The following is a 19,654-nucleotide window of genomic DNA, read 5'->3' on the forward strand; positions in this document are numbered from 1 at the left end:
CGGGGTCTCAGTCCGACCTGGCCATGTCCAGCGTGGCGGCGCTGACCGCGATCAGCTCGTCGAGCGGGATCGGAGGCGGGGCGCCATCGCGGGCGGCGGCATAGAAGGCCTTGACCAGCCCGGTCTGGCCCTTGTCCTGCGCCGATGCCGACTTGGTAACGGTCTTGCCGCCGCGGGTGATGTGGACCTTGCGAAAATCGTCGAGCCGGATGACGAGCCCGCTGGCGAACACTTCGAGATATTCCTTGGGCAGCGAAGAGTCACCGAGCGAGGAATAGAGGATCGTGCCGGTCGAGCCATCGGCGAAGCGCAGCACCGCGGAGACGGTGTCGCTCACCCCGTCAGGGCTGAACGACTCGATTGCGACCGGCGGGCCGCCGGCGAGGAAAGTCAGCGCGTCGACGAAATGGCAAGCCTCGCCGGCGATGCGGCCGCCACCTTCGCTGCCGTGCAGCCAGCTGTCGCCCGGCACATGCCCGGCATTGATGCGGTAATGCATCGCAATCGGCCCGCCGCGATTGGCGAGCGCGGCCTTGGCCTCGACCATCATCGGCGCGAAACGACGGTTGAAGCCGACCGTCAGCACGCCGGGGGCGGTGGTGGCCGCCGCCTGCACCTCGGCGAGTTGATCGAGGGTCAGCGCCAGCGGCTTTTCGACGAAGACATGCTTGCCTGCCTTGAGCGCCTCGACCGTCAGTTGGGCGTGGCTGTCGTGACGCGTGGCGACGAACACGCAATCGGTGTCGGCGTCGCCCAGCACCGCCCGCGGGTCGGTCGCTGCATGGGCGAAACCCTGGCGCTCGGCGGCGTCGTGTGCGGACAGGCCGGTCGAGGTGACGACCGTCGTCAGCCGCTCGTTACCTACCTTCTTGAGCGCGGGGAGGAGCACCGCCTTGGCATAATTGCCGAACCCGATAAAGCCGGTGCCGCGACCGGCGGCGGTCGACGCCTTCTTGCTCGCCACGGGGATCGATCGTTCGATCGGGGTAGGCGTGTCCGAATAGGTCAGCAGGATGGCGAGATACGGCTCGTCGCCATCCATCAATTTGTAGGCTGCCTCGGCCTGCTCGATCGGGAAGCGATGGGTGACGAGCTTGAGCGGCGTGACGCGACCTTCGGCGACCAGTTCGAGGAACGCCTGCATGTTGCGCTGTTCGGTCCAGCGGACATAGGCGAGCGGGTAATCATGCCCCTCCAGCTCATAGGCCGGGTCGTGGCGCCCGGGGCCGTAGGACATCGACAGCCTGAGATCGAGCTCGCGCTTGTAATAAGGCTCGCGGTCGATCTCCATGCCGGTCAGCCCGACCATCACGACGCGGCCCTTCATCCGGCTGATCTCGGCGGCCTGGTTGGGCGGCGCGGAGGATTTGCTCGACGCGGTGACGATCACTGCGTCGGCGCCATAACCGTCGGTGAAGCCGCGCACGGCATCGTCGAGGGCCTCGCTAACCGCGACATCAGCGCCCATGTCGAGCGCGAGTCTGGCGCGCGCCGGATTGGGATCGAAGCCTAGCACGCGGCAACCATTGGCCTTGAGCAATTGCACGGTGAGCTGGCCGATCAGCCCGAGCCCCATGACGACGACACGCTCGCCCAAGGTTGGGTTGGCCACCCGCACGCCCTGCAGCGCGATCGCACCGATCGTGACGAAGCTCGCCGCTTCGTCATCGACGCCCGCCGGGATGCGCACCGACAGATTCTTGGGCACGGCATTATATTCGGCGTGGTTGGCGACGGCCGCGCCCGCACAGGCGATGCGATCACCGACGGCATAACCGCCGGCATCGCTGCCCGCCTCGGCGACAATGCCGGCGAGCGAATAGCCGAGCGGGATCGGCGTATCGAGCTTGGCGAAGACCTTCTGCACCGTCGGCAACAGACCTTCGTTGCGGACCTTCTGCAGCGTCTTGCGGACGAGGTCGGGGCGCGCCATCGCTTTGCCCGCCAGGCTCGACCGCGCAAGATCGATGATCTGCTTCTCGGTCCCAGCGCTGATCAGCGACACCCGCGTCGCGACCAGGTTGCGCCCGCCGCCCGCGCGCGGCACGGGCGCGTCGATCAGGCGGAGCACGCCGCTGCGGTAATTTTGTTCGACCTGTTTCACGCAAACTCCGATCCGGCCGGCACCACAGCGCCGAATTCTAATGTGGCTTCAAAGCAACCGGGCGGGAGTGTCAAGCAGAGCCGCCGCGTGGCGATCTCTACCCCCATGTCGGGCCACCAGACCGCGGGCTCGACAGAGAGCGGCGCCGAGCCACGGACCGCGATCGACACTTCGCCGCGATGCAGGATGGCGAGATCGCCATGCAGTTCGGCGCGGCACTCGGGGTGAAGCAACAATCGCGACGTCGCCTCGTGCCAAGTCTTGCCGTCGATCCGGTCGTGGATCGTGATACCATCGGCGCTGGCCTCGATACGGCGAACGACGATCGGCTTGCCCTTGAGGCGACGATAGCCGTCATGATGGCCGCGAAGCAGCATGCCGCCATCGCCGCCGACGAACTGCGCGACGCCGACCTGCGGGCGGCGGCCGCAGCGGAACGCGCCGTAGAAGTCGGCGGGCTCGGCGCCAAGGATCGCCAGGCAATTGTGGTGATGCGCGCTCCGCGAGGCCTGGCGGCGATCACCGGCGACATATTCGTAGACGCCCTGGTCGACCACCAGCCGTTCGCCGCCGATCGACAGTTCGATCGAGCCGATATCGCCATGTGCATGCGCTGGCAGGCTGTCGGGACCGATCCGCCCCATGTCCGCGATCAGCGCGAAGCCTGGCGCGTGGAGCCCGAAATAGCCGGCATCGCGAAAGCCGAACGCGCCGTCGCGCTGCGGAATGGTTCGGCCGGTGACGCGCGAGAACGCGGCGAGGCAATCGTCGGGGGCATAGGCCATATTCAGCCCTGCATCGTTGAACACCGCCGGGCCGGCATCGGGATGGGTGAGCGTCGCGACGACCTGCGCCATGCGATCCAGCACCGGGTCGAGCGCCTGGTCACCGAGCGCCACGCGCGTCTCGATCAAATCGGCGAAGACCTGGGCGTGATAGGAGGAGGACCGCTCGTAATGCATCCCGTCTGGCAGGATCTGGCGCGGGATTTCGCGCGCCAGCAGCCGGAGCGCGCGATCACGCAGCCTTTGGCCGAACGGACCGGCGAAGAACGCCCCGCCCCAGGCGAGCGCCTTGATATTCTTGACCAGGTGGTTGCCGCCAAGATCGCGCTCGAGATTTTTCAGCAGGAAGTCGAGTTGCGCAGCCAGGCTGGCGACGATGCGGCGGATATCGGGATCGGCGAGATCGACCTCCCAGGCAGTCAGCCGCTGCATCCACACCACGACGCGCAACGACAGTGCATAGCTGTTCCAGCTGTCGCGCCAATAGCCCGGGCGCCAGGGGGGATTTGCCGCGATCCACTGACGGATCAGCGCGATGCCGGTGTCGCGGTCGAGCTCCTCCAGATACTCCATGTAATGGAGGTTCATGCACCACAATTGGTCGGGATCGGCTTGCCAGTCGATCGCCTCGCCGGTGTCGACGGAGCGGCCGACAAAGGTGAAGCACCAGCCAGCGGGGAGGCGCTCGATCATGCCGGTGCGTGGGGRGAAGATCGGCTGTGGCGCGTCGGCGGCGGGATAAGCGAGCGTTTGGAGGCGTGGCGGCGCCCGCAGCGACCAGCGACGCTTCGCCTCGAGCCACAAGCGCGCGGCGATCTGGCGCGGCGGAATGTGGCGGGCAAAGGCAAGACTGCGGGCGATCTTCATCGCCGGAGCGCTTCGAATTCGGCGAGATAGGCGTGCGCGAGGCTCTCGCGGTCGAACTGCGCGCGGACGAAGGCCCGGGCCGAAGCGCCGATCTGGCGGCCGAGCGCGCGGTCGTCGGCGAGGCGCAGGATCGCCGTGGCGAGTTCGGCATCGTCCTCGGGCGTGATCGCGATGCCGGCACCGCCCGCTTCCATCAGCGCCTTCGCCTCGCCCTCGACGCCGAGGATCATCGGCACGCCGAGCGCCATCGCCTCGAACATCTTGGACGGGATCACGGTCTTGAACGTGTCGACGCGCTTGAGCAGCACGAGCGCTGCATCACTCGCTCCCCACACCGCGGGCATCGCCGCCTTGGGCAGTTGGTCGAGCATGACGATGTTGGTCAGGCCCTTCGCGTCTCGTATCGTCTTGATCGTGTCGCGCTGGGCGCCGCCGCCGACCATCAGGAACGCTATGTCGTCGCGATCGCGAAGTCGTTCGGCGGCCGCGATCACCGCCTGTAGCCCATGCGCCAGGCCGTGCGTGCCGACATAAGAAGCGACGAACTTGCCGGTCAGGCCGTGCTCGGCGCGGAACGCGTCGGCGGCGGCGGGATCGCTGGCGAAGCGCGACAGGTCGACACCGTTCTTGATCACCGCGATTGGGCCCTTGGCGCGGTGCGCGCGGATGTGCGGGACGAAGCCGTCGGTCACCGACACGACGAGGTCGGCCTTGCGATAGGCGAACGCCTCCACCTTCTCGATCGCGCGGATCACGGCGCCGCGCTTCATCGCGCCGACGGTGACGATGCTCTCGGGCCACAGGTCGCGGATCTCGAGCACCCAGGGTCGCTTGTCGCGCTTGAGGAACCAGCCGGCGAGGCCGCAGAAGAATTGCGGGCTGGTCGACATCACTATGTCGGCGCGCGGCAGGCGCCACATCCAGACCAGCACCGAAAACAGATAAGTGAGGTAATTGGCGATCCGCGGTAGGAAACCTTCGTTCGCGGCAAGGTAGGTCCACAGCCGGATGACGCGGATGCCATCGACCGTCTCTTCCTGCCACAACCGGTTGCGGTAGCCCGGATAGAGTTGCCCGGCGGGGTGGTTGGGCGCGCAGGTGACGACAGTCACCTCATGCCCCGCCTCGCGCCAGATGCGCGCATGTTCGGACAGGCGCGACGCGGGCGCGTTCACCTCGGGCGGGTAATAATGGGAGAGCGCGAGTATCCTCACAGACTGATCGCCTAGCCGTTCGCGGACGTCAGCGCCACCGTTCAGGCCGTCGGCAGCGCGTCGACCGATCCCGCGTAGCGCGCTTCGACCACGTGCGCCCAGCGGCGCGAGGTGCGGCGGTCCTCGCGATGCTCGACATCGCCGCGCAGCCAGTCGCCCACCGGAATGCCGAAGCCGGTCTTCGGACGCGCGACGACCTCGGCCGGGACCGGAATGACGGGTGCATTGGCGAGCAGGATCTTGCCTTCGCCCGGCCTGAGCGAAGCGATGCGCGGGGCGATCGCCTCGAGCAGCGTGAAATCTACCAGCGGCACGCGGATTTCGACCGAATGCGCCATGCTCGCCCAATCGCTGTCGCGCAGCAATTGGTTGCGCATGTAATTGCACGTTTCGAGCGCGCCGACCCGGCCATTGTCGGAGCCAGGATCGGGCTGGAGGCTGTCGGCGAACAGACCGAGCAGATCGAGTTCGGCCAGACCCTCGCGCGCCATGTCCGGGTCCATCGCGTCGTCGAGTTCGAAGGGAAGTAGCACCGCGCGGCGTAACAGATAGGCGCCGGCCCAGGTCCCTGCATGATCGAGCACACCCAGCGCCTTCGGGTTGCGGCGAGCAAGCCGCGGCGCGAAGGTTCGGATCAGCATTCTGGCGGCCTTTGCCGCTCCGGGTATCCTGGTTAGCGGCCCGGCGCGGTGGAACATTCGAGGGACCGACCGGAACGTCGAGTAGCCCGCCAGCAACTCGTCGCCGCCCAGTCCTGACAACGCGACTTTCAACCCCATTTCGCGGCAGGCCTTGCTGACGAACCAGGTGTTGATGCCGTCGATGCTCGGCTGGTCCATCGCATTGAAGATCGTATCCAGATCCTCGGCGAATTCGGCGGCGGTGACGGATCGGACATGGTGGTCGACGCCATAACGTCGCGCCATATCGACCGCGCCGGGCATTTCGTCGTCGGCAGTCCCGGCGAACTCGCGATAAGTGAGCGTGCAGGCACGGATCCGTTGCTGGCCGCAATCGCGCATCAGCCCGATCAACGCGCCTGAATCGACCCCGCCGGACAGGAAGGCGCCGACTTCCACATCGGCGACGAGATGATGGCGAACGCTGTCGCGCAACGCCGCGCGAATATCGTTATCGCTGATCACTCGCCCACGCGCGTCGGCGAGGGTGGCAGCGACATTGGCGTAACGCGCTGGGGCGCCCGGTCCCTCCTCGGTGCAGGTCAGCCAGTGTCCGGCAGGCAGTGCGCGGATCGCGCGATAGGACGTGAACGGTTCAGGCACCGACCCGGTAAGGTGGAAACCCGCCAGGCCTGCGGGGGAAGGATCGCGGGAGATGGCGGGATCGACCAGCAGTCCTTTGACTTGCGATGCGAATCGCAACGTCCCGGCGCTGTCGGCGTAATAAAGCGGTTTGATGCCGAGCGGATCGCGCGCCAGAAACATCGTCCGGGCATGGGCATCCCAGATTGCCAGCGCGAACATCCCGCGCAGCTTTTCCAGCATGCCCGCACCATATCGGGCGTAGAGGTGGAGCACGACCTCGGTGTCGGAGTCGCCGGCAAAAGTGGCGCCCTGCTCGATCAACTCGGCGCGGAGCGCGCGGTAATTATAGATCTCGCCATTATAGGCGATCGTATACCGGCCATCCGGAGTCGGCATTGGTTGTGCGCCGGTTTCGCTGAGATCGATGATCGACAGCCGACGATGACCGAAGCCGGCGCGGCCATCGGGCGCGATCCAAAGGCCGACACCATCGGGGCCGCGGGCCGCCATCCTGTCGCGCATCGCGATCAGCGTAGCGCGACCGATGGGCGCGCCGTGTGCGGCATGTGCAAAGAAACCGGCCAAGCCGCACATGATGGAAGCTTAGGGCTGTGCGGAAGGTCGACGCATCACGCCAGCCAGCGCCTGCGGAAGGAATCGGTTCATCAACTCCAGGGCGATGTGCGCCAGGATCACCAGCGCTATGGGGCCCAAAATGTCGGATACGAAAGCGCCATCGACGCGGAGGGCCATTCTCATCCCGATCAAAACGATAAAGAACAGGTGCCAGGCTTTGCGTTGGATGACCTCATAAGAATAGATCGTCCAAAGACCAAAGACCAGCGCCAAGAATATCGCGATGCCCATCGACAATACCCAGCCACCATTCCAATATGCCTCCGCCGCAATGCCCGCGCTGGAGGACGAATTATAGTTGCCGTTGGCGGCATAGGATAATTCTCTGCCGACATCGGTGATGATTGGTTTTGTCGGATAGATTATTCGCGGGATCCAGACGATAGACCAGTAGCGGTAAGAGTTTCCGGGCATGCCGTGATCGTACTGATTGATCACGAAAGTGCCGGCATTGACGAAACTCAGTCGCATCCAGCCCGTTTCGACCTCGGCAAATTGATCGCTCTCACGACCCGTAGTGAAATAGGAGAGATATAGACCCGGAATATCTTTAGCCTGGACGGCGCTATCGTAATATTTACCGTTCATATCTCTTACGTGAGTGATGATCGGAGAAAGAAACATGAACAAAGTCACAAAGGATCCGGCTAGAAGTGAGATACGGAGCAGGCTGCGACGATGATAGATGAACGCAATGCTGACCATGACCAGCGGCATGAGCATGACTGACTTGCTCATCGCGAAGAATCCGATCACGCACTCTCCGAGTGCAAGAGCGATCGGCCAGATGATGAATTCGCGCCGCTTATTCTCAAGCCCCCAGAAAATCACCATGAAATATCCGAGCCACGAAAGGACAGATAAGTTCGCTAGGGTACTGAAAAGACTAAGATTAATCCATCCAACGATCTGCGGGAAAATGATCAGATAGTTAACAGCGGAACCAACAATCAGGCACATCGACCCGAATGCAATCATACTGAAATTGGATGTGCTAATAAACTTTCTGTTGTGGAAGATATTAGTTATAGATCTATTGTTAATAGCTATGAATAATATCTTGGTCGCGGCGATAAATACGAAATTGAATAACGTAATGACTAAGTTTAGTTTAACAATTTCGTAGGAAAAGTAGCTGTAGAACCCCTTCATCAACTCCTGTGTATCGGCGTTGGTCCAGATCGGCACTAGCGAGCCGATGCCGTAATAGCTCAATAGCGCCACTCTGTACCACAGCAAAGGCGTCCAGAGCGAGGCGACGTTGAGCTTCATTTGGCGATAGCCGGCCCAGGCTAGCATGATCGAAAAGCCGATCAGCCCGATCGTATTGATCCAATCTTCCGAACCGGCGAGCGCGCCTGAGCCGATCGCGAACCACAAGGCGATAAGCGCGGAAAACAGAACTTCGCGATAGGTCGGCTCCAGATCGGCGATCATCGACGACCTGGGTTGGCGCCGCTCGGCCTTGGGCGCATATCGTGAGATGGCGAGGGTCGCCATGATCAGGCTGCCATTCGCAGTGACGCCGCGCGCGCGGCGCGTGCGATGCATTCGCGGCCATACCAATCGACCTGCAGGTCGGCAAAGCCTTTTGCCTTGAGCGTGTCGAGGAAATGCTGCGGATCGCCGCCGAAATCGTGAAGCTCAATCGCGACGCGATCGGTGATGTCGAGCAAGCGACTGCCGCGTTCTGTCATGAAGAACTCGCTGCCTTCGATATCGCATTTGAGGAAGTCGATATGATCGATCGCGTATCGCCGCAGGAATTCGTCTTCGTTGATCGTCGGCGCATCGCCATAAGCGGGATCATTTTCGAAATCGCGCTGCTGTTTATCGGTGAAGATGCCAATGAAGGCCCGGCACAATTGCGCGCGATCCTGGAAGCCGTTGGCCGCCATCGTCGCCGCCCATTTGGCGCCGAGCGGCGCGCTGGGTTCGATCGCGATCAACCGCGCTGTGGGATTGGCGGCAAGCGCCTGGGCGGAGAAATTGCCCATATTGGCGCCAAGATCAACGACGGTGCCGCGGTCAGGCACGCGCAGGAAGTCGCCGCCGGCATAAACGTCGCGGACCCATATTTCGCGCAACCCGCTGAACGCGCTGTCGCCGGTCAGGAGCGCGTCGCCGATGGCGTGGTGCACGCGAAATGGCCCGGTGCCCATCAAGCGATCGGCCGCCAGCAGGTTGCGGGTCTTCAGCGCGCTCGGCAGCGTCACGACGACGCAGGCCAGCCAGCGCAGCGCGGTGCCAATGCCGGCAACGCGGGCGATGCCCCTGAAATCTCCGAACAGCTTTGCCAACATGGATAGAGTCGTTTCCGCCAAWGCGTTTTTGTCCACGCCGTCCTAGGCGGGTCGATCCGAGGGGGTCAATGCGGTAACGCCGGCGCGCAATCGCCCGAAGGTGCCGTCGATTTGAAGTCCTGTAGAATTAGGTCGAATGCGGGCGGTATCGCTCAGCGAACTTCGTCGAGCAATCCCCGTTCCCTCAGCAGCGCTGCAATCTCTTCCGCCCGCGTTTCCAGCGAATAAGCGGGTACGCAACGGGCATGACCGGCTTCCGCAATGGTCGCGCGCTCGGCTTCGTTCGCGAGGTAGTGCCCAATCCGCTCGATCAACTGCTCCTCGCCGGTGAACACATCGATCTCCCGTCCGGGTTCGTAGAGCGCCCGCACCTCGTCGTTATCGACATGGAGCATGAACCCGCCGGCGGCGGGGATCTCGAATGTCCTGGTTGACGTGAGGTCCTGCCATTTGTCCGGCCCGACCTCGCCATGGTGGATCGCGAGGTTGATCCGCGTTTCCTCGATCGCGCGGGCGAAATAATCGCCGGTGAGCGGAGCGCCCATGACAAAGCGAGCCAGCGGCGTTCCCTTGGCAAGATCGGTCCAGCCGTTGCCGACGACGACGAAACGCTGATCAGGGAAGGCGTGCGCGACCGCGGACAGATGTGCGGCCTTGTGCGGCGAGGCATTGCCGATGAAGCCGATATCCCAGCGATAGGGAATCGCGCCCGGCGCGTGGCGGCGCGAATGCGCGCTGGGGCAATAGCCGTGATGGACGAACGCATGCCGTGCCGGCCCGACCAGTTGATCGAGATACGGCGCATGGTAACTCTTGGAGGTGACGATGAGGTCGGTCGCGGCCAGCACCGCCTCGTCGACGCCGGCGTGATCGAACAGCACATCGGGATAGAAGACGACGACGCGCGTGCCGTTCGCGCGCAAGCGCTCGACCGTCGATCGCGCGATGTTGACGCCCTTGATGGTCAGCAGGAGCTCGACCTTGTTGAGCTCGGCGACCCGCAGGATCTCGGCGTTATATTCGGCGATCGAGTTCTTCCACAACAGCCGCGCGGCGCCGCGTGCCAGCCGGCCACGGCCGCGCACCACGAAATGGAGCAGGTCGACCTCGGCAACGTCCCAGCCCAGCGCACGGAACCCCCCGACCAGGCCGCGTGCGGTCGAGCCGTGAATGAACTCGCTGGCGATCATCATCCGGACGGGCCGGACGGCAGCGGGCAGGGTCATTCGCGAGCCTGTTGCGGGCCGCCAAGGCATAACCTGTAGAATTGCCGCACTATCGCCCCTTCGATGATTTGGCCGTCTCGCCCGGTCGCACCGCTATAGGGGGATAAGCGCGCGGTAAACAGCCGACATGCCCGCTTGGCGATGCTGCCTCGCCAATGCTTGCTTGATCGCAGGCGAGCGCGGTGCCTATCTGCAAGAATGGATATCCGGGTTATCTGTTTTGCCGGGCGATACGCGTCATGATCGCCCGGCGGTTGAAGTCTTTGTTCGGCGGCGGGGGTGCTGGTGGCGAGGCGGCCTCGTCCAACGGCGCGCACGTGCCACCGGGCGAGCGGCTCTATGCAATCGGCGACGTGCACGGTCGACTCGATTTGTTGACGCACTTGCTCGACGCGATCGATCGCGACGATGCGGCACGCGGCGCGGCGGAGACGCGGATCATCCTGCTCGGCGACCTGGTCGATCGCGGACCGCAATCGAAACAAGTGATCGACCATGTGTTGACGCGCGACTGGGGCACGCGGCGGCCGGTATTCCTGAAGGGCAATCATGAGGAAGTGTTCCTGCTGACGCTCGGCGGCAATCTGGAGGCGGCGCGGTTCTGGACGCGGATCGGCGGTGCCGAGACGATGGCGAGCTATGGGGTTTCCCAGTCGCTGATCGACTCGGGCGATACATTGTCCTTGTGTGAGGACTTCGCCAGGCGCGTGCCGGACGCGCATGCCATGTTCCTCAACCGCATGACTGATACTTTGGTGGTCGGCGGCTATTGCTTCGTCCATGCCGGCCTCCGCCCGGGCGTGCCGCTCGATCGCCAGAAGGTCGAGGATCTGCGCTGGATCCGCGAACGCTTCCTCGATTTCGAGGGCAGTCATGGGACAATCGTCGTCCACGGCCATTCGATCAGCCCGGCGGTCGAGGAAAGGCACAACCGCATCGGCATCGATACCGGCGCCTATGCCAGCGGAACGCTGACCGCGATCGGGATCGAAGCGGGGCACCGCTGGTTCCTCGCGACGTGAGCGGCGGCGGGGCCTCCGCCGAATTCCTGCTGCTTGCGGCATGCTGCCGCTGGCCGACTGACACGATTGCTATCCGCAAGGCTGCCCAGATCGCGATCGATTGGCCCCGTTTCGCGGCGCTGGCGCGGCGCCATCGCGTGCGGGGGTTCGCGCGGATCGGGCTGGAGGCGGCGGCGATCGATGTTCCGTCCGGGCTTGTCGCGGCGCACCGCCGCCAGACCGCGCGCAACCTGTTGCTGCTCGACGAGGCCGCGCGGATCGCCGCGATGCTGGCGGAGGCCGACATCCCCGCAGCGTTTCTCAAAGGCGCGACGCTGGCCCAACTGGCTTATGGCGACCAGGCGGTGAAGCAGACGCTCGACAACGATTTGCTGGTCGGCCCCGACCAGGTCGCGGCGACGATCAAGCTGCTCGAGCCTATGGGTTATCGTGTTGTCGATCCGGCAGTGCCGCTCGATGGGAAGCGGCTGTCAGTGCTGATCGACCTGGTCAAGGAGTGCACCTTGGTACGACCAGGCAACAAGGCGATGCTTGACCTCCATTGGCGCATGACCTCGATCGAGGGGCTGCTGGCCGAGCCCGATCTGATACGAGACTTGCGGATCGTTACGGTCGGCAACCATCGACTGCCAACGCTCGGCGATGAGCCGTTAATGGTCTATCTCGCGGTCCACGGTGCGCGGCACGGCTGGTCGCGGCTCAAATGGCTGGCGGATTTCAACGCGCTGCTGGCGGTAAGGGATGAAGCGGCGGTAGCGGCCTTGCGCGCCCGGGCGAAGCGCGACGGCGTGATGAGGGCGATGGATCTTGCGCTATTACAGGCGAACCGCCTGTTCGGGACGGCCGTGCCCGACGATGTCGGCCGATCGCGCCGCGTCCGCTGGCTCGCTGCTTTATCCGACGCGCTGATGCGCGGTGCCGACGAGTTGGCCGAACAGCATAGGGTACCGCGGCGCTACATGGCGGTCGGGCATGTATCGGCATTATTGCTCAAATCGAGCCCCGCCTACCTCGCCAACGCTGCCTGGAGCAGCTGGGTGTCGACGGCCGACGCCTTGGCGCTACCGCTGCCGCGTGCCGCGCGGCCGCTCTATCTGTTGATCAGCCCAGCCGCCCGGATTGGCCGAGCCGCGCGCCGGATGGTCGAACGGGGCTTTCCGCGGACGGCGCGGAGCCCTATGCGCGCCCGCCAGGAGAATTGAATGTCGATCAAGCCGCTGCGCAAGGCCGTGTTCCCCGTAGGGGGGCTCGGTACCCGATTCCTGCCCGCGACCAAGGCACTCCCCAAGGAGATGCTGCCGATCGTCGACCGCCCGCTGATCCAATATGCGGTCGACGAAGCGCTGGAGGCGGGGATCGAGCAGATGATCTTCGTCACCGGCCGCGGCAAATCGGCGATCGAGGACCATTTCGACATCGCCTACGAACTCGAAACGACGATGTCGAACCGCGGCAAGTCCCTGGAAATACTGCATCAAACGCGTCTTAAGCCCGGCGCGGTCGCCTATGTCCGCCAGCAGGAGCCAATGGGCCTCGGCCATGCCGTGTGGTGCGCGCGCGACATCGTCGGTGACGAGCCGTTCGCGATCTTCCTTGCCGACGAGCTGATGGTCGGCCAGCCCGGCTGCATGAAGCAGATGGTCGACGCCTATAATCGGGTCGGCGGCAATCTGGTCTGCGGCTATGAAGTCCCGCCGGAAGAGACCGATCGCTACGGCATCATCTCGCCGGGGCGGCACGACGGCAATCTGGTCGAAGTGACCGCGTTGGTCGAAAAGCCCACGCTCGGGACCGCGCCATCGAACCTGATGATCCCGGGCCGTTATATCCTGCAGCCCGAAGTGATGCGGGTGCTGGAGACGCAGGGGAAAGGTGCGGGCGGCGAGATCCAGCTGACCGACGCGATGGCGCAGATGATCGGCGGCCAGCCCTTTCATGCCTATAAGTTCGGCGGGCGCCGCTTCGATTGCGGCGACAAGGCCGGCTATATCCAGGCGAATATCGCACTGGCGCTCGATCGCCCGGAAATCGGTCCGGCGATCCGAAAATTCATCGACGAACTCTAAGCCGCGCAGCCCGGGCAGCCCGGATCCTTGGGCAGGCGGATCGTGCGGAAGCGTAGCGATAGGCCGTCGGCGAGCAGCAAGGTGCCGGCAGTGTCATCGCCGAACGGTACGATCGCGCGGATGACTTCGAGCGCGGCCAGGCTGCCCATCACGCCCGCCATTGCGCCGAGCACGCCGACATCGGCGCAGCTGACGCCCTCGCGCTCGGGGTCGTGCCCGACGAAACATCGATAGCAGGGCTTGTCGCTTTCCCAGCCGCGATAGACACCGAGTTGACCCTCGAACTGGCTGACTGCCGCCGAGACCAGCGGTATCCGCAGCGCCTGCGCGGCGTCGGCGACCGTCAGGCGTGTCGCGAAATTGTCGGTGCCGTCGAGCACGACATCGGCCCCGGCCAGGATCTCGCGCACATTGGCCGAATCGATCCGCACGCGGTGGCGGTCGATCGTCACATCGGGATCCAGCCTGGCGAGCGCGGCGGCTGCGGCATCCGCTTTGGCAGCGTCGATATCGGCGGTCCCGAACAGGGTCTGGCGCTGGAGATTGGAGAGGTCGACCGCATCGTCATCGACGATCGTGATCCGCCCGATCCCGGCCCCGACGAGATATTGCAGCGCTGGGGACCCGATCCCGCCCGCACCGACCACTACGGCATGGGCGCGGCGCAAGGCCAGCTGTCCGCCGCCGCCGATTTCCTTCAAGACGATATGCCGGGCGAACCGTGAGAGGTCGGTATCGGAAAGGGTGGTCGTGGAGAGGCTCACGGCCCCCATGTAAGGGTGACGCCGGTATGGTACCAGCTGTCGGCAGCGGGCGGCGGGCCGGCGATGTTGCCGCGCGCTGCCTTTTGGATGACGCCCGCGGCGAATTGCTCGACGGTCGGGCAATTGATCGCCCTGGGCACGATCTTCACCGCCTCGCCACTGACCGACGAGACGAGCACGACCATATCGACCTTGATGCTGGTCTTGCCATCGATCGGGGCGGGCGCGGCACAGCGGCCCGCTGCGATCTCGTCATGGACGAACTTGGTCATGATCGCCGCATAATCGGGCGTGGTCGTCAGCCGGAGGTCGGGCAGTTTCGACCAGTCGCTGGGGACAGCCGTCGGGACGACCGTGGCAACGGCCGCCTGGAAGAGCAGAAAGAATCCGAACATCATTCGCCGATTATCGACCAGTAGAGCCGAAACCGCCACTACCTCGATCAGTGTCGTCGAGATCGGCCACTTCGTCGAGCGTCGCGCGCTGAACCGGGGCGGGGACGAGCTGGGCAATCCGGTCGCCGCGGCCAATATCGAACGGCTGATCGCCCAGGTTGGCGAGGATGACTTTCACTTCGCCGCGATAGTCATGATCGATCGTACCAGGGGTGTTGAGGCAAGTGACACCGTGTTTGAGGGCGAGACCCGACCGCGGGCGGACCTGAACCTCATAGCCTTCCGGGATGGCGATCGCGAAGCCGGTCGCGACCGCGTGGCGGGCGCCGGGTGCGAGCGTCAGGGATTCGGCCGCGACCACGTCCATCCCGGCGGCGCCGGTGGTGGCATAAGCGGGAAGAGGCAGATCGTCGCCATGGGGCAAGCGCTTGACGGCGATACGAATGGGGGCGGTCATCTGGTCTTGGTCACCTTTGCGACGGGTCTCGATCCGGTGCGGCCGAATCAAGATCATGGTCGCGTTGTAGGAGCCTCGACCGCGATGGGGAAAGGGGAGTTGCAAGCATTGCGCAGGTGACGCCACAATGAGCCCATGACCGAACGTTTCCAGATAGATGTCGCCATTACCGCGGCGGACGTGCAGTCCGTTTCGGACTTGTTTCAGGGCTATGCCGCCTCGCTACCGGTCGATCTCGGCTATCAGGATTTCGCCACCGAGCTGGCGGGGTTGCCGGGCAAATATGCGGAGCCACGAGGCGCGCTGCTGCTCGCGCGCGACCAGGCCGGGGCATCGCTCGGCTGTATTGCTTTGCGCCCGCTCGACGAGCGCGTTTGCGAGATGAAGCGGCTGTTTCTGGTCCCCGCAGCGCGCGGCATGGGGCTGGGCCGGGCTCTGGCCGAGGCGATCATCGCGGCGGCGCGCGATCGCGGCTATCGCGAGCTCCGCCTCGACACCTTACCATCGATGACTAGCGCGATCGCGTTGTACGAAGGGCTCGGGTTCGAGCGGATCGAGCCTTATTACGCGCCGACGCCGCCGGGCACGGTATTCATGGCGATGACGCTCTAATCGAGCGCGGCGGCGATTCGGCCCGCGAGCCGCGTGGCGACATCGCCCTTGGGCAGCTTGTCCCAGCTCTCGACGCCGTCGGTCGAGACGATGTGCACGGTGTTGGCGTCGCCGCCCATCACGTCGCCCGACACGTCGTTGGCGACGATCCAATCAGCGCCTTTCCTGGCCAGCTTGGCGCGGGCGTGCTCGACCACATGCTCGGTCTCGGCGGCAAAGCCGATGACCAGGCGAGGGCGGCGTGGGCTGCAGGCAAGCGTCGCGAGGATGTCGGGGTTTTCGACCAAGTGGAGGACGGGCGGGCCGCTCGCGCCTTTCTTGATCTTCTGGGGCGAGGCCACGACTCGCCAATCGGCGACCGCCGCGACCATCACCGCGGCATCGGCGGGGAGGGCGGCATCGACCGCTTCACTCATCTCGAGCGCGGTTTTGACGTCGATACGGTCGACGTCCGGAGGTGTGGGCAACGTCACTGGCCCGGCAACCAACGTCACTCGGGCGCCGAGCGCCGCCAGCGCGCCGGCGATCGCGAAGCCCTGTTTCCCCGACGAGCGATTGGCGATGTAGCGCACCGGGTCGATCGGCTCGTGGGTCGGGCCGGCGGTGACGATGATGTGCTTGCCATTCAGCACCTAACTGCCCTCACCCTTCCGCGCCTTCGGCGCTCCCTCCCTCTCCCGACGGGAGAGGGAAGGGGCCCGCCCGGCGCAGCCGGGTGGGAAGGGTGAGGGCAGGGCAGGACTCACCGCCCCAATTTGTCTTGAATCGCCGCCAAAATAGCCGGCGGTTCGGGCAGGCGGCCGGGGCCGAATTCGCCGCACGCCATCGGGCCCTCGTCGGGCTCCATCACCGTCACCCCGTCGCCGCGCAGGGTCGCAACGTTGCGTTTCGTCGCCGGGTGCGTCCACATCCGCCAGTTCATCGCCGGCGCGGCGAGCACCGGCTTGTCGGTTGCCAGCAGCAAGGTAGTGGCGAGATCGTCGGCAATCCCCGCGGCCATCTTGGCCATCAGATCGGCAGTAGCGGGCGCGACGACGATCAGATCGGCCTCGCGGCTGAGCTGGATATGCCCCATCTCGGTCTCGTCCTTGAGGTCCCACAGGGTGGTATAGACCTGTTCCTCGGACAAAGCGGCGAGTGTCATCGGGGTGACGAAATGCGCGCCGCCCGCGGTCAGCACGCATTTGACGCCGATCCCGGCCTTCTTGGCTAGCCGGATCAGCTCGCAAGCCTTGTAGGCCGCGATGCCGCCGCCGACGATCAACAGGATGCGCTTCATGGAGTGAGCCTCGTGACCGTGATCTTGCGACGCTTGGGGAAGGCAGCGACGACCAAGTCCTTCAGCCCGTCAGGCGCGAAGGCCAGGCCGATCAGGATCGCGGGCGCCACCATCAGTCCCCAATAGAAGGTGTCGACCCGCCCGAACAGGCCGATCAGCGCGGCATAGGCAGTGAAGGTCGCCAAAGCGCGAATCCCGGTGAGGTCGCGCCATGCTGCCCAGCCGAACAAGGTGAATCCCATCAGCAATGCCGCCAGCCACATCGGCGCGAGGCGAAGCGCGGTCGACAAGGTCAGTGCCTCGACGAAGAAACCGAACCCGAGCATGCCCGCCCAGCCGGGCGAGGCGGGGTCGATCGGCGTCACCACTTGCGCGACGGCATGAGCGTGCGCGGCGACTGCGATCGCCAGCAATCCGAGCCCACCGGCCCATCCCAACGCCTCGCGCCGGTCACCTTCGAGCCAGGCGAGCACGACCATGATCCCGACATAGAGCGCGCTGGTTTCGCGGATCAGCAGCGCGATCGCGCCGATCCCGACCGCCGCGACCCAATGGCCAGGTCGGCGCAGCGCAAGACTGAGCGCAATCAGCAGGCCGGCCCAGACCTCATGGAACGCGGCAAGGTCGGCCTGGATGAATGCACCCATCCCGCCCGCGAGCAGCACCATCGCAATGAACAAGGGTGGTGGCCGTGCGAAGGCGGGCCGCAGGCGGTTGAACCACGCCACCATGACGCCCGCGGCGAGCGCCCAAAGCAGACCGACCACCGCCCAATGCGGCATCTGCGCCTGAACCATCGCCAGCGTTGGCAGGCGAAAGGTGATGAACGGGCGCAAGGGATAATCGCCGCGCCGCAGCTCCTGCGCCGCGACCGCGTAATAATTGCCGCCATGGCGGACGCCGTCGACGATCGCTTCGTAGAGGACGATGTCGGCCTGATCGTCGCCGCGCTTGGCTGAATCGCCGCTGACTGGCGGCGGGCCGGGCACGGTGAGCGCGGTCAGCGTCGCGAGCAGCAGCAGGACGAGCCCGGCGAGCGCGAGCCGGGCCTTGCCTTTCGACAGGCCGGCGAAGCGCGACGGTTCGGCCAGCCAGAGCGTCATCCGTGGAGGAACCACCACGTCGCCGCTACCGAGACTGCGGCGCTCAGCACCGCGACCGCGACATAGCGCCAGCCGCCGCCGAGCCGGACGACCTCGATCTCGCGCAACGGCGGGGCAGGCGGCGCGCCGCCGGGCGAGGGGAAGCGCGCCTCGATATTGCGGATCAACTCGGGCAGCCGCATCAGCGTGCGCAGATCGGTGATCAGCCGGTCGCCGATCGCTGCTTCGGGGCCCAATTCGGTCCGGATCCATTCGCGGATGAACGGTGCGGCGGTGTCCCACATGTTGATCTCGGGATCGAGGCTGGTGGCGACGCCCTCGACCATCACCATCGTCTTCTGCAGCAGCAGCAGATGCGGCTGGGTCTGCATGTCGAAATCGCGGGTGATGCGGAACAGGCCGTCGAGCATCATCCCGACCGACATGTCCTTGACCGGCAGTCCGCGCATCGGTTCGCCGACCGCGCGCAGGGCAGTGGCGAATTCGCCGACATTGTGATGCGGCGGGACGTATCCGGCTTCGAAATGGATTTCCGCGACGCGTTGATAATTGCCGGTGATCAGTCCGTAGAGGATTTCCGCCAGCCAGACCCGCGCGCGCCGGTCGATCCGCCCCATGATGCCGAAATCGATCGCGGCGATATGGCCCTGGGGAGTCGCGAACAGATTTCCCTGGTGCATGTCGGCGTGGAAGAATCCTTCCGAAATCGCCTGGCGCAGAAAGGCATTGACCAGGATGCCGGCGAGTTTGCTCGGATCGTGCCCGGCGGCGATCAGCGCCTCGCGGTTGGTCAGCTTGATCCCGTCGATCCATTCGAGCGTCAGCACGCTGCCCGTCGTGCGCTGCCAGTCGATCGCCGGGACCTGATAATCGGGCTCGGCGCGCATCGACTCGGCGAGTTCGGATGCGGAGGCGGCTTCGCGCCGCAAGTCGAGTTCGCGCAAGGTCCAGCGCTTGAATGTTTCGATGACGAGGCGCGGGCGCAGGCGAGCGAGTTCACCGCCCAACCCCTCGGCCTGCGCGGCTGCCCATTGATAGGTGTCGATCGCCCGCGCGAACTCGTCCTCGACGCCCGGACGCAGCACCTTGACCGCGACCTGGCGACCATCGGGCGTGACCGCGCGATGCACCTGCGCGATTGAGGCGGCACCGACCGGAGTCTCGTCGATCGAGGCGAACACCTCGTCGACCGGACGGCCCAGCCCGCGTTCGATCGCCGCCTTGATCGTCGCATAAGGGAGCGGCGGCAGCGCGTCCTGCAAGCGCATTAGGTCGTGCGCGGCTTCCTCGCCGACCAGATCGGGGCGAGTCGCCAGCGTCTGGCCGAGCTTGATCGCGGCGGGGCCGATCGCCTGGAAAGCATCGGCATAGCGCGGCACCGCGGGCACCCGCGCGCCAAACCGCGCGACGCGAACCAACCGGCGGACGCTGGCGGGCGTTTTGGGGTCGCGTTCGATGCCCTTGAGCGCTCCGTGGCGCGCGAGGATCCGGCCCCATTTGAGCAGGCGCCAGAGATGGATAGCGGGGGCGGTCACCTACTTCCCCTCCCGTTTACG

General features: G+C 65.1%; 16 protein-coding genes and 1 pseudogene. 4 read left to right on the forward strand and 13 right to left on the reverse strand.

Translation table 11 applies throughout. The features are described from left to right. Positions 1–7: 7 nt before the first annotated feature. From AC1DQQ_RS02170 to AC1DQQ_RS02200, 7 genes are all read right to left on the reverse strand, one after another. A complete protein-coding gene (locus AC1DQQ_RS02170; RefSeq protein ID WP_478044137.1) occupies positions 8–2,104 on the reverse strand; it encodes a bi-domain-containing oxidoreductase in 2,097 nt (698 codons plus the stop codon). After that, entirely contained in the window at positions 2,101–3,756 is a 1,656-nt protein-coding gene (locus tag AC1DQQ_RS02175) for a heparinase II/III domain-containing protein (protein ID WP_478044138.1), read from the reverse strand. Before AC1DQQ_RS02175 ends, AC1DQQ_RS02170 begins: the two co-directional genes overlap by 4 nt. Continuing rightward, positions 3,753–4,970 (reverse strand): glycosyltransferase family 4 protein, encoded by a 1,218-nt coding sequence (locus AC1DQQ_RS02180; RefSeq protein ID WP_478044139.1) that lies wholly within the window; start codon positions 4,968–4,970, stop codon positions 3,753–3,755. Before AC1DQQ_RS02180 ends, AC1DQQ_RS02175 begins: the two co-directional genes overlap by 4 nt. 41 nt (positions 4,971–5,011) lie before the next feature. Then, complete coding sequence (gene asnB / locus AC1DQQ_RS02185) at positions 5,012–6,829, reverse strand: asparagine synthase (glutamine-hydrolyzing) (protein WP_478044140.1); 1,818 nt, start codon at positions 6,827–6,829, stop codon at positions 5,012–5,014. 9 nt (positions 6,830–6,838) lie between these two features. Beyond that, positions 6,839–8,422: a hypothetical protein gene (locus tag AC1DQQ_RS02190; protein ID WP_478028008.1), complete on the reverse strand. Its 1,584-nt coding sequence runs from the start codon at positions 8,420–8,422 to the stop codon at positions 6,839–6,841. Next, complete coding sequence (locus AC1DQQ_RS02195) at positions 8,374–9,174, reverse strand: FkbM family methyltransferase (RefSeq protein WP_478028009.1); 801 nt, start codon at positions 9,172–9,174, stop codon at positions 8,374–8,376. Before AC1DQQ_RS02195 ends, AC1DQQ_RS02190 begins: the two co-directional genes overlap by 49 nt. Before the next feature lie 152 nt (positions 9,175–9,326). Beyond that, on the reverse strand, positions 9,327–10,400 hold the full coding sequence (locus tag AC1DQQ_RS02200; protein ID WP_478028011.1) for a CgeB family protein: 1,074 nt from the start codon (positions 10,398–10,400) through the stop codon (positions 9,327–9,329). 239 nt (positions 10,401–10,639) lie between these two features. Between AC1DQQ_RS02200 and AC1DQQ_RS02205 the strand changes: the two genes are divergently transcribed. From AC1DQQ_RS02205 to galU, 3 genes are read left to right on the forward strand one after another with little or no spacing between them, the layout of a single operon-like run. Further along, the gene (locus AC1DQQ_RS02205) at positions 10,640–11,422 is read left to right on the forward strand and encodes a metallophosphoesterase family protein (RefSeq protein ID WP_478040245.1); all 783 of its coding nucleotides are present in this window, start codon (positions 10,640–10,642) and stop codon (positions 11,420–11,422) included. Continuing rightward, entirely contained in the window at positions 11,419–12,624 is a 1,206-nt protein-coding gene (locus tag AC1DQQ_RS02210; protein WP_478044141.1) for a nucleotidyltransferase domain-containing protein, read from the forward strand. The genes AC1DQQ_RS02205 and AC1DQQ_RS02210 overlap by 4 nt, the downstream gene beginning before the upstream one ends. Continuing rightward, the gene (gene galU / locus AC1DQQ_RS02215; RefSeq protein WP_478044142.1) at positions 12,625–13,488 is read left to right on the forward strand and encodes a UTP--glucose-1-phosphate uridylyltransferase GalU; all 864 of its coding nucleotides are present in this window, start codon (positions 12,625–12,627) and stop codon (positions 13,486–13,488) included. Here the strand turns inward: galU and AC1DQQ_RS02220 are convergent. Genes AC1DQQ_RS02220 through dut form a run of 3 tightly spaced genes read right to left on the reverse strand, consistent with a single transcriptional unit; the run spans position 13,485 to position 15,104 of the window. Beyond that, the gene (locus AC1DQQ_RS02220) at positions 13,485–14,252 is read right to left on the reverse strand and encodes a HesA/MoeB/ThiF family protein (RefSeq protein ID WP_478028017.1); all 768 of its coding nucleotides are present in this window, start codon (positions 14,250–14,252) and stop codon (positions 13,485–13,487) included. The two genes, galU and AC1DQQ_RS02220, sit on opposite strands and share 4 nt — an antisense overlap. Beyond that, positions 14,249–14,650 (reverse strand): hypothetical protein, encoded by a 402-nt coding sequence (locus AC1DQQ_RS02225; protein ID WP_478043521.1) that lies wholly within the window; start codon positions 14,648–14,650, stop codon positions 14,249–14,251. Before AC1DQQ_RS02225 ends, AC1DQQ_RS02220 begins: the two co-directional genes overlap by 4 nt. Before the next feature lie 7 nt (positions 14,651–14,657). After that, complete coding sequence (gene dut / locus AC1DQQ_RS02230) at positions 14,658–15,104, reverse strand: dUTP diphosphatase (RefSeq protein WP_478028021.1); 447 nt, start codon at positions 15,102–15,104, stop codon at positions 14,658–14,660. Positions 15,105–15,239: 135 nt separating this feature from the next. Here dut and AC1DQQ_RS02235 point away from each other — a divergent pair, with 135 nt between their 5' ends. After that, positions 15,240–15,716 (forward strand): GNAT family N-acetyltransferase, encoded by a 477-nt coding sequence (locus AC1DQQ_RS02235; RefSeq protein WP_478028022.1) that lies wholly within the window; start codon positions 15,240–15,242, stop codon positions 15,714–15,716. Here the strand turns inward: AC1DQQ_RS02235 and AC1DQQ_RS02240 are convergent. The 3 genes and pseudogenes from AC1DQQ_RS02240 to ubiB form a co-directional block, all read right to left on the reverse strand. Continuing rightward, a pseudogene (locus AC1DQQ_RS02240) lies at positions 15,713–16,995 on the reverse strand (bifunctional phosphopantothenoylcysteine decarboxylase/phosphopantothenate synthase). The gene AC1DQQ_RS02235 and the pseudogene AC1DQQ_RS02240 overlap by 4 nt on opposite strands. Continuing rightward, entirely contained in the window at positions 16,992–18,098 is a 1,107-nt protein-coding gene (locus AC1DQQ_RS02245; protein ID WP_478044143.1) for a hypothetical protein, read from the reverse strand. The pseudogene AC1DQQ_RS02240 and the gene AC1DQQ_RS02245 overlap by 4 nt, the downstream one beginning before the upstream one ends. After that, on the reverse strand, positions 18,095–19,633 hold the full coding sequence (gene ubiB / locus AC1DQQ_RS02250) for a 2-polyprenylphenol 6-hydroxylase (RefSeq protein ID WP_478040259.1): 1,539 nt from the start codon (positions 19,631–19,633) through the stop codon (positions 18,095–18,097). The genes AC1DQQ_RS02245 and ubiB overlap by 4 nt, the downstream gene beginning before the upstream one ends. Between the last annotated feature and the right edge of the window lie 21 nt (positions 19,634–19,654).

It is taken from the genome of Sphingomonas sp. P4_G3 (assembly GCF_056401105.1).

Bases quoted from the DNA above. Each gene is read 5' to 3' on its own strand.
- AC1DQQ_RS02225 (WP_478043521.1), bottom strand. From the start codon at position 14,650: ATGATGTTCGGATTCTTTCTGCTCTTCCAGGCGGCCGTTGCCACGGTC.
- dut (WP_478028021.1), bottom strand. From the start codon at position 15,104: ATGACCGCCCCCATTCGTATCGCCGTCAAGCGCTTGCCCCATGGCGAC.
- AC1DQQ_RS02235 (WP_478028022.1), top strand. From the start codon at position 15,240: ATGACCGAACGTTTCCAGATAGATGTCGCCATTACCGCGGCGGACGTG.
- AC1DQQ_RS02200 (WP_478028011.1), bottom strand. From the start codon at position 10,400: ATGACCCTGCCCGCTGCCGTCCGGCCCGTCCGGATGATGATCGCCAGC.
- galU (WP_478044142.1), top strand. From the start codon at position 12,625: ATGTCGATCAAGCCGCTGCGCAAGGCCGTGTTCCCCGTAGGGGGGCTC.
- AC1DQQ_RS02190 (WP_478028008.1), bottom strand. From the start codon at position 8,422: ATGCATCGCACGCGCCGCGCGCGCGGCGTCACTGCGAATGGCAGCCTG.
- AC1DQQ_RS02205 (WP_478040245.1), top strand. From the start codon at position 10,640: ATGATCGCCCGGCGGTTGAAGTCTTTGTTCGGCGGCGGGGGTGCTGGT.
- AC1DQQ_RS02245 (WP_478044143.1), bottom strand. From the start codon at position 18,098: ATGACGCTCTGGCTGGCCGAACCGTCGCGCTTCGCCGGCCTGTCGAAA.
- AC1DQQ_RS02195 (WP_478028009.1), bottom strand. From the start codon at position 9,174: ATGTTGGCAAAGCTGTTCGGAGATTTCAGGGGCATCGCCCGCGTTGCC.
- asnB (WP_478044140.1), bottom strand. From the start codon at position 6,829: ATGTGCGGCTTGGCCGGTTTCTTTGCACATGCCGCACACGGCGCGCCC.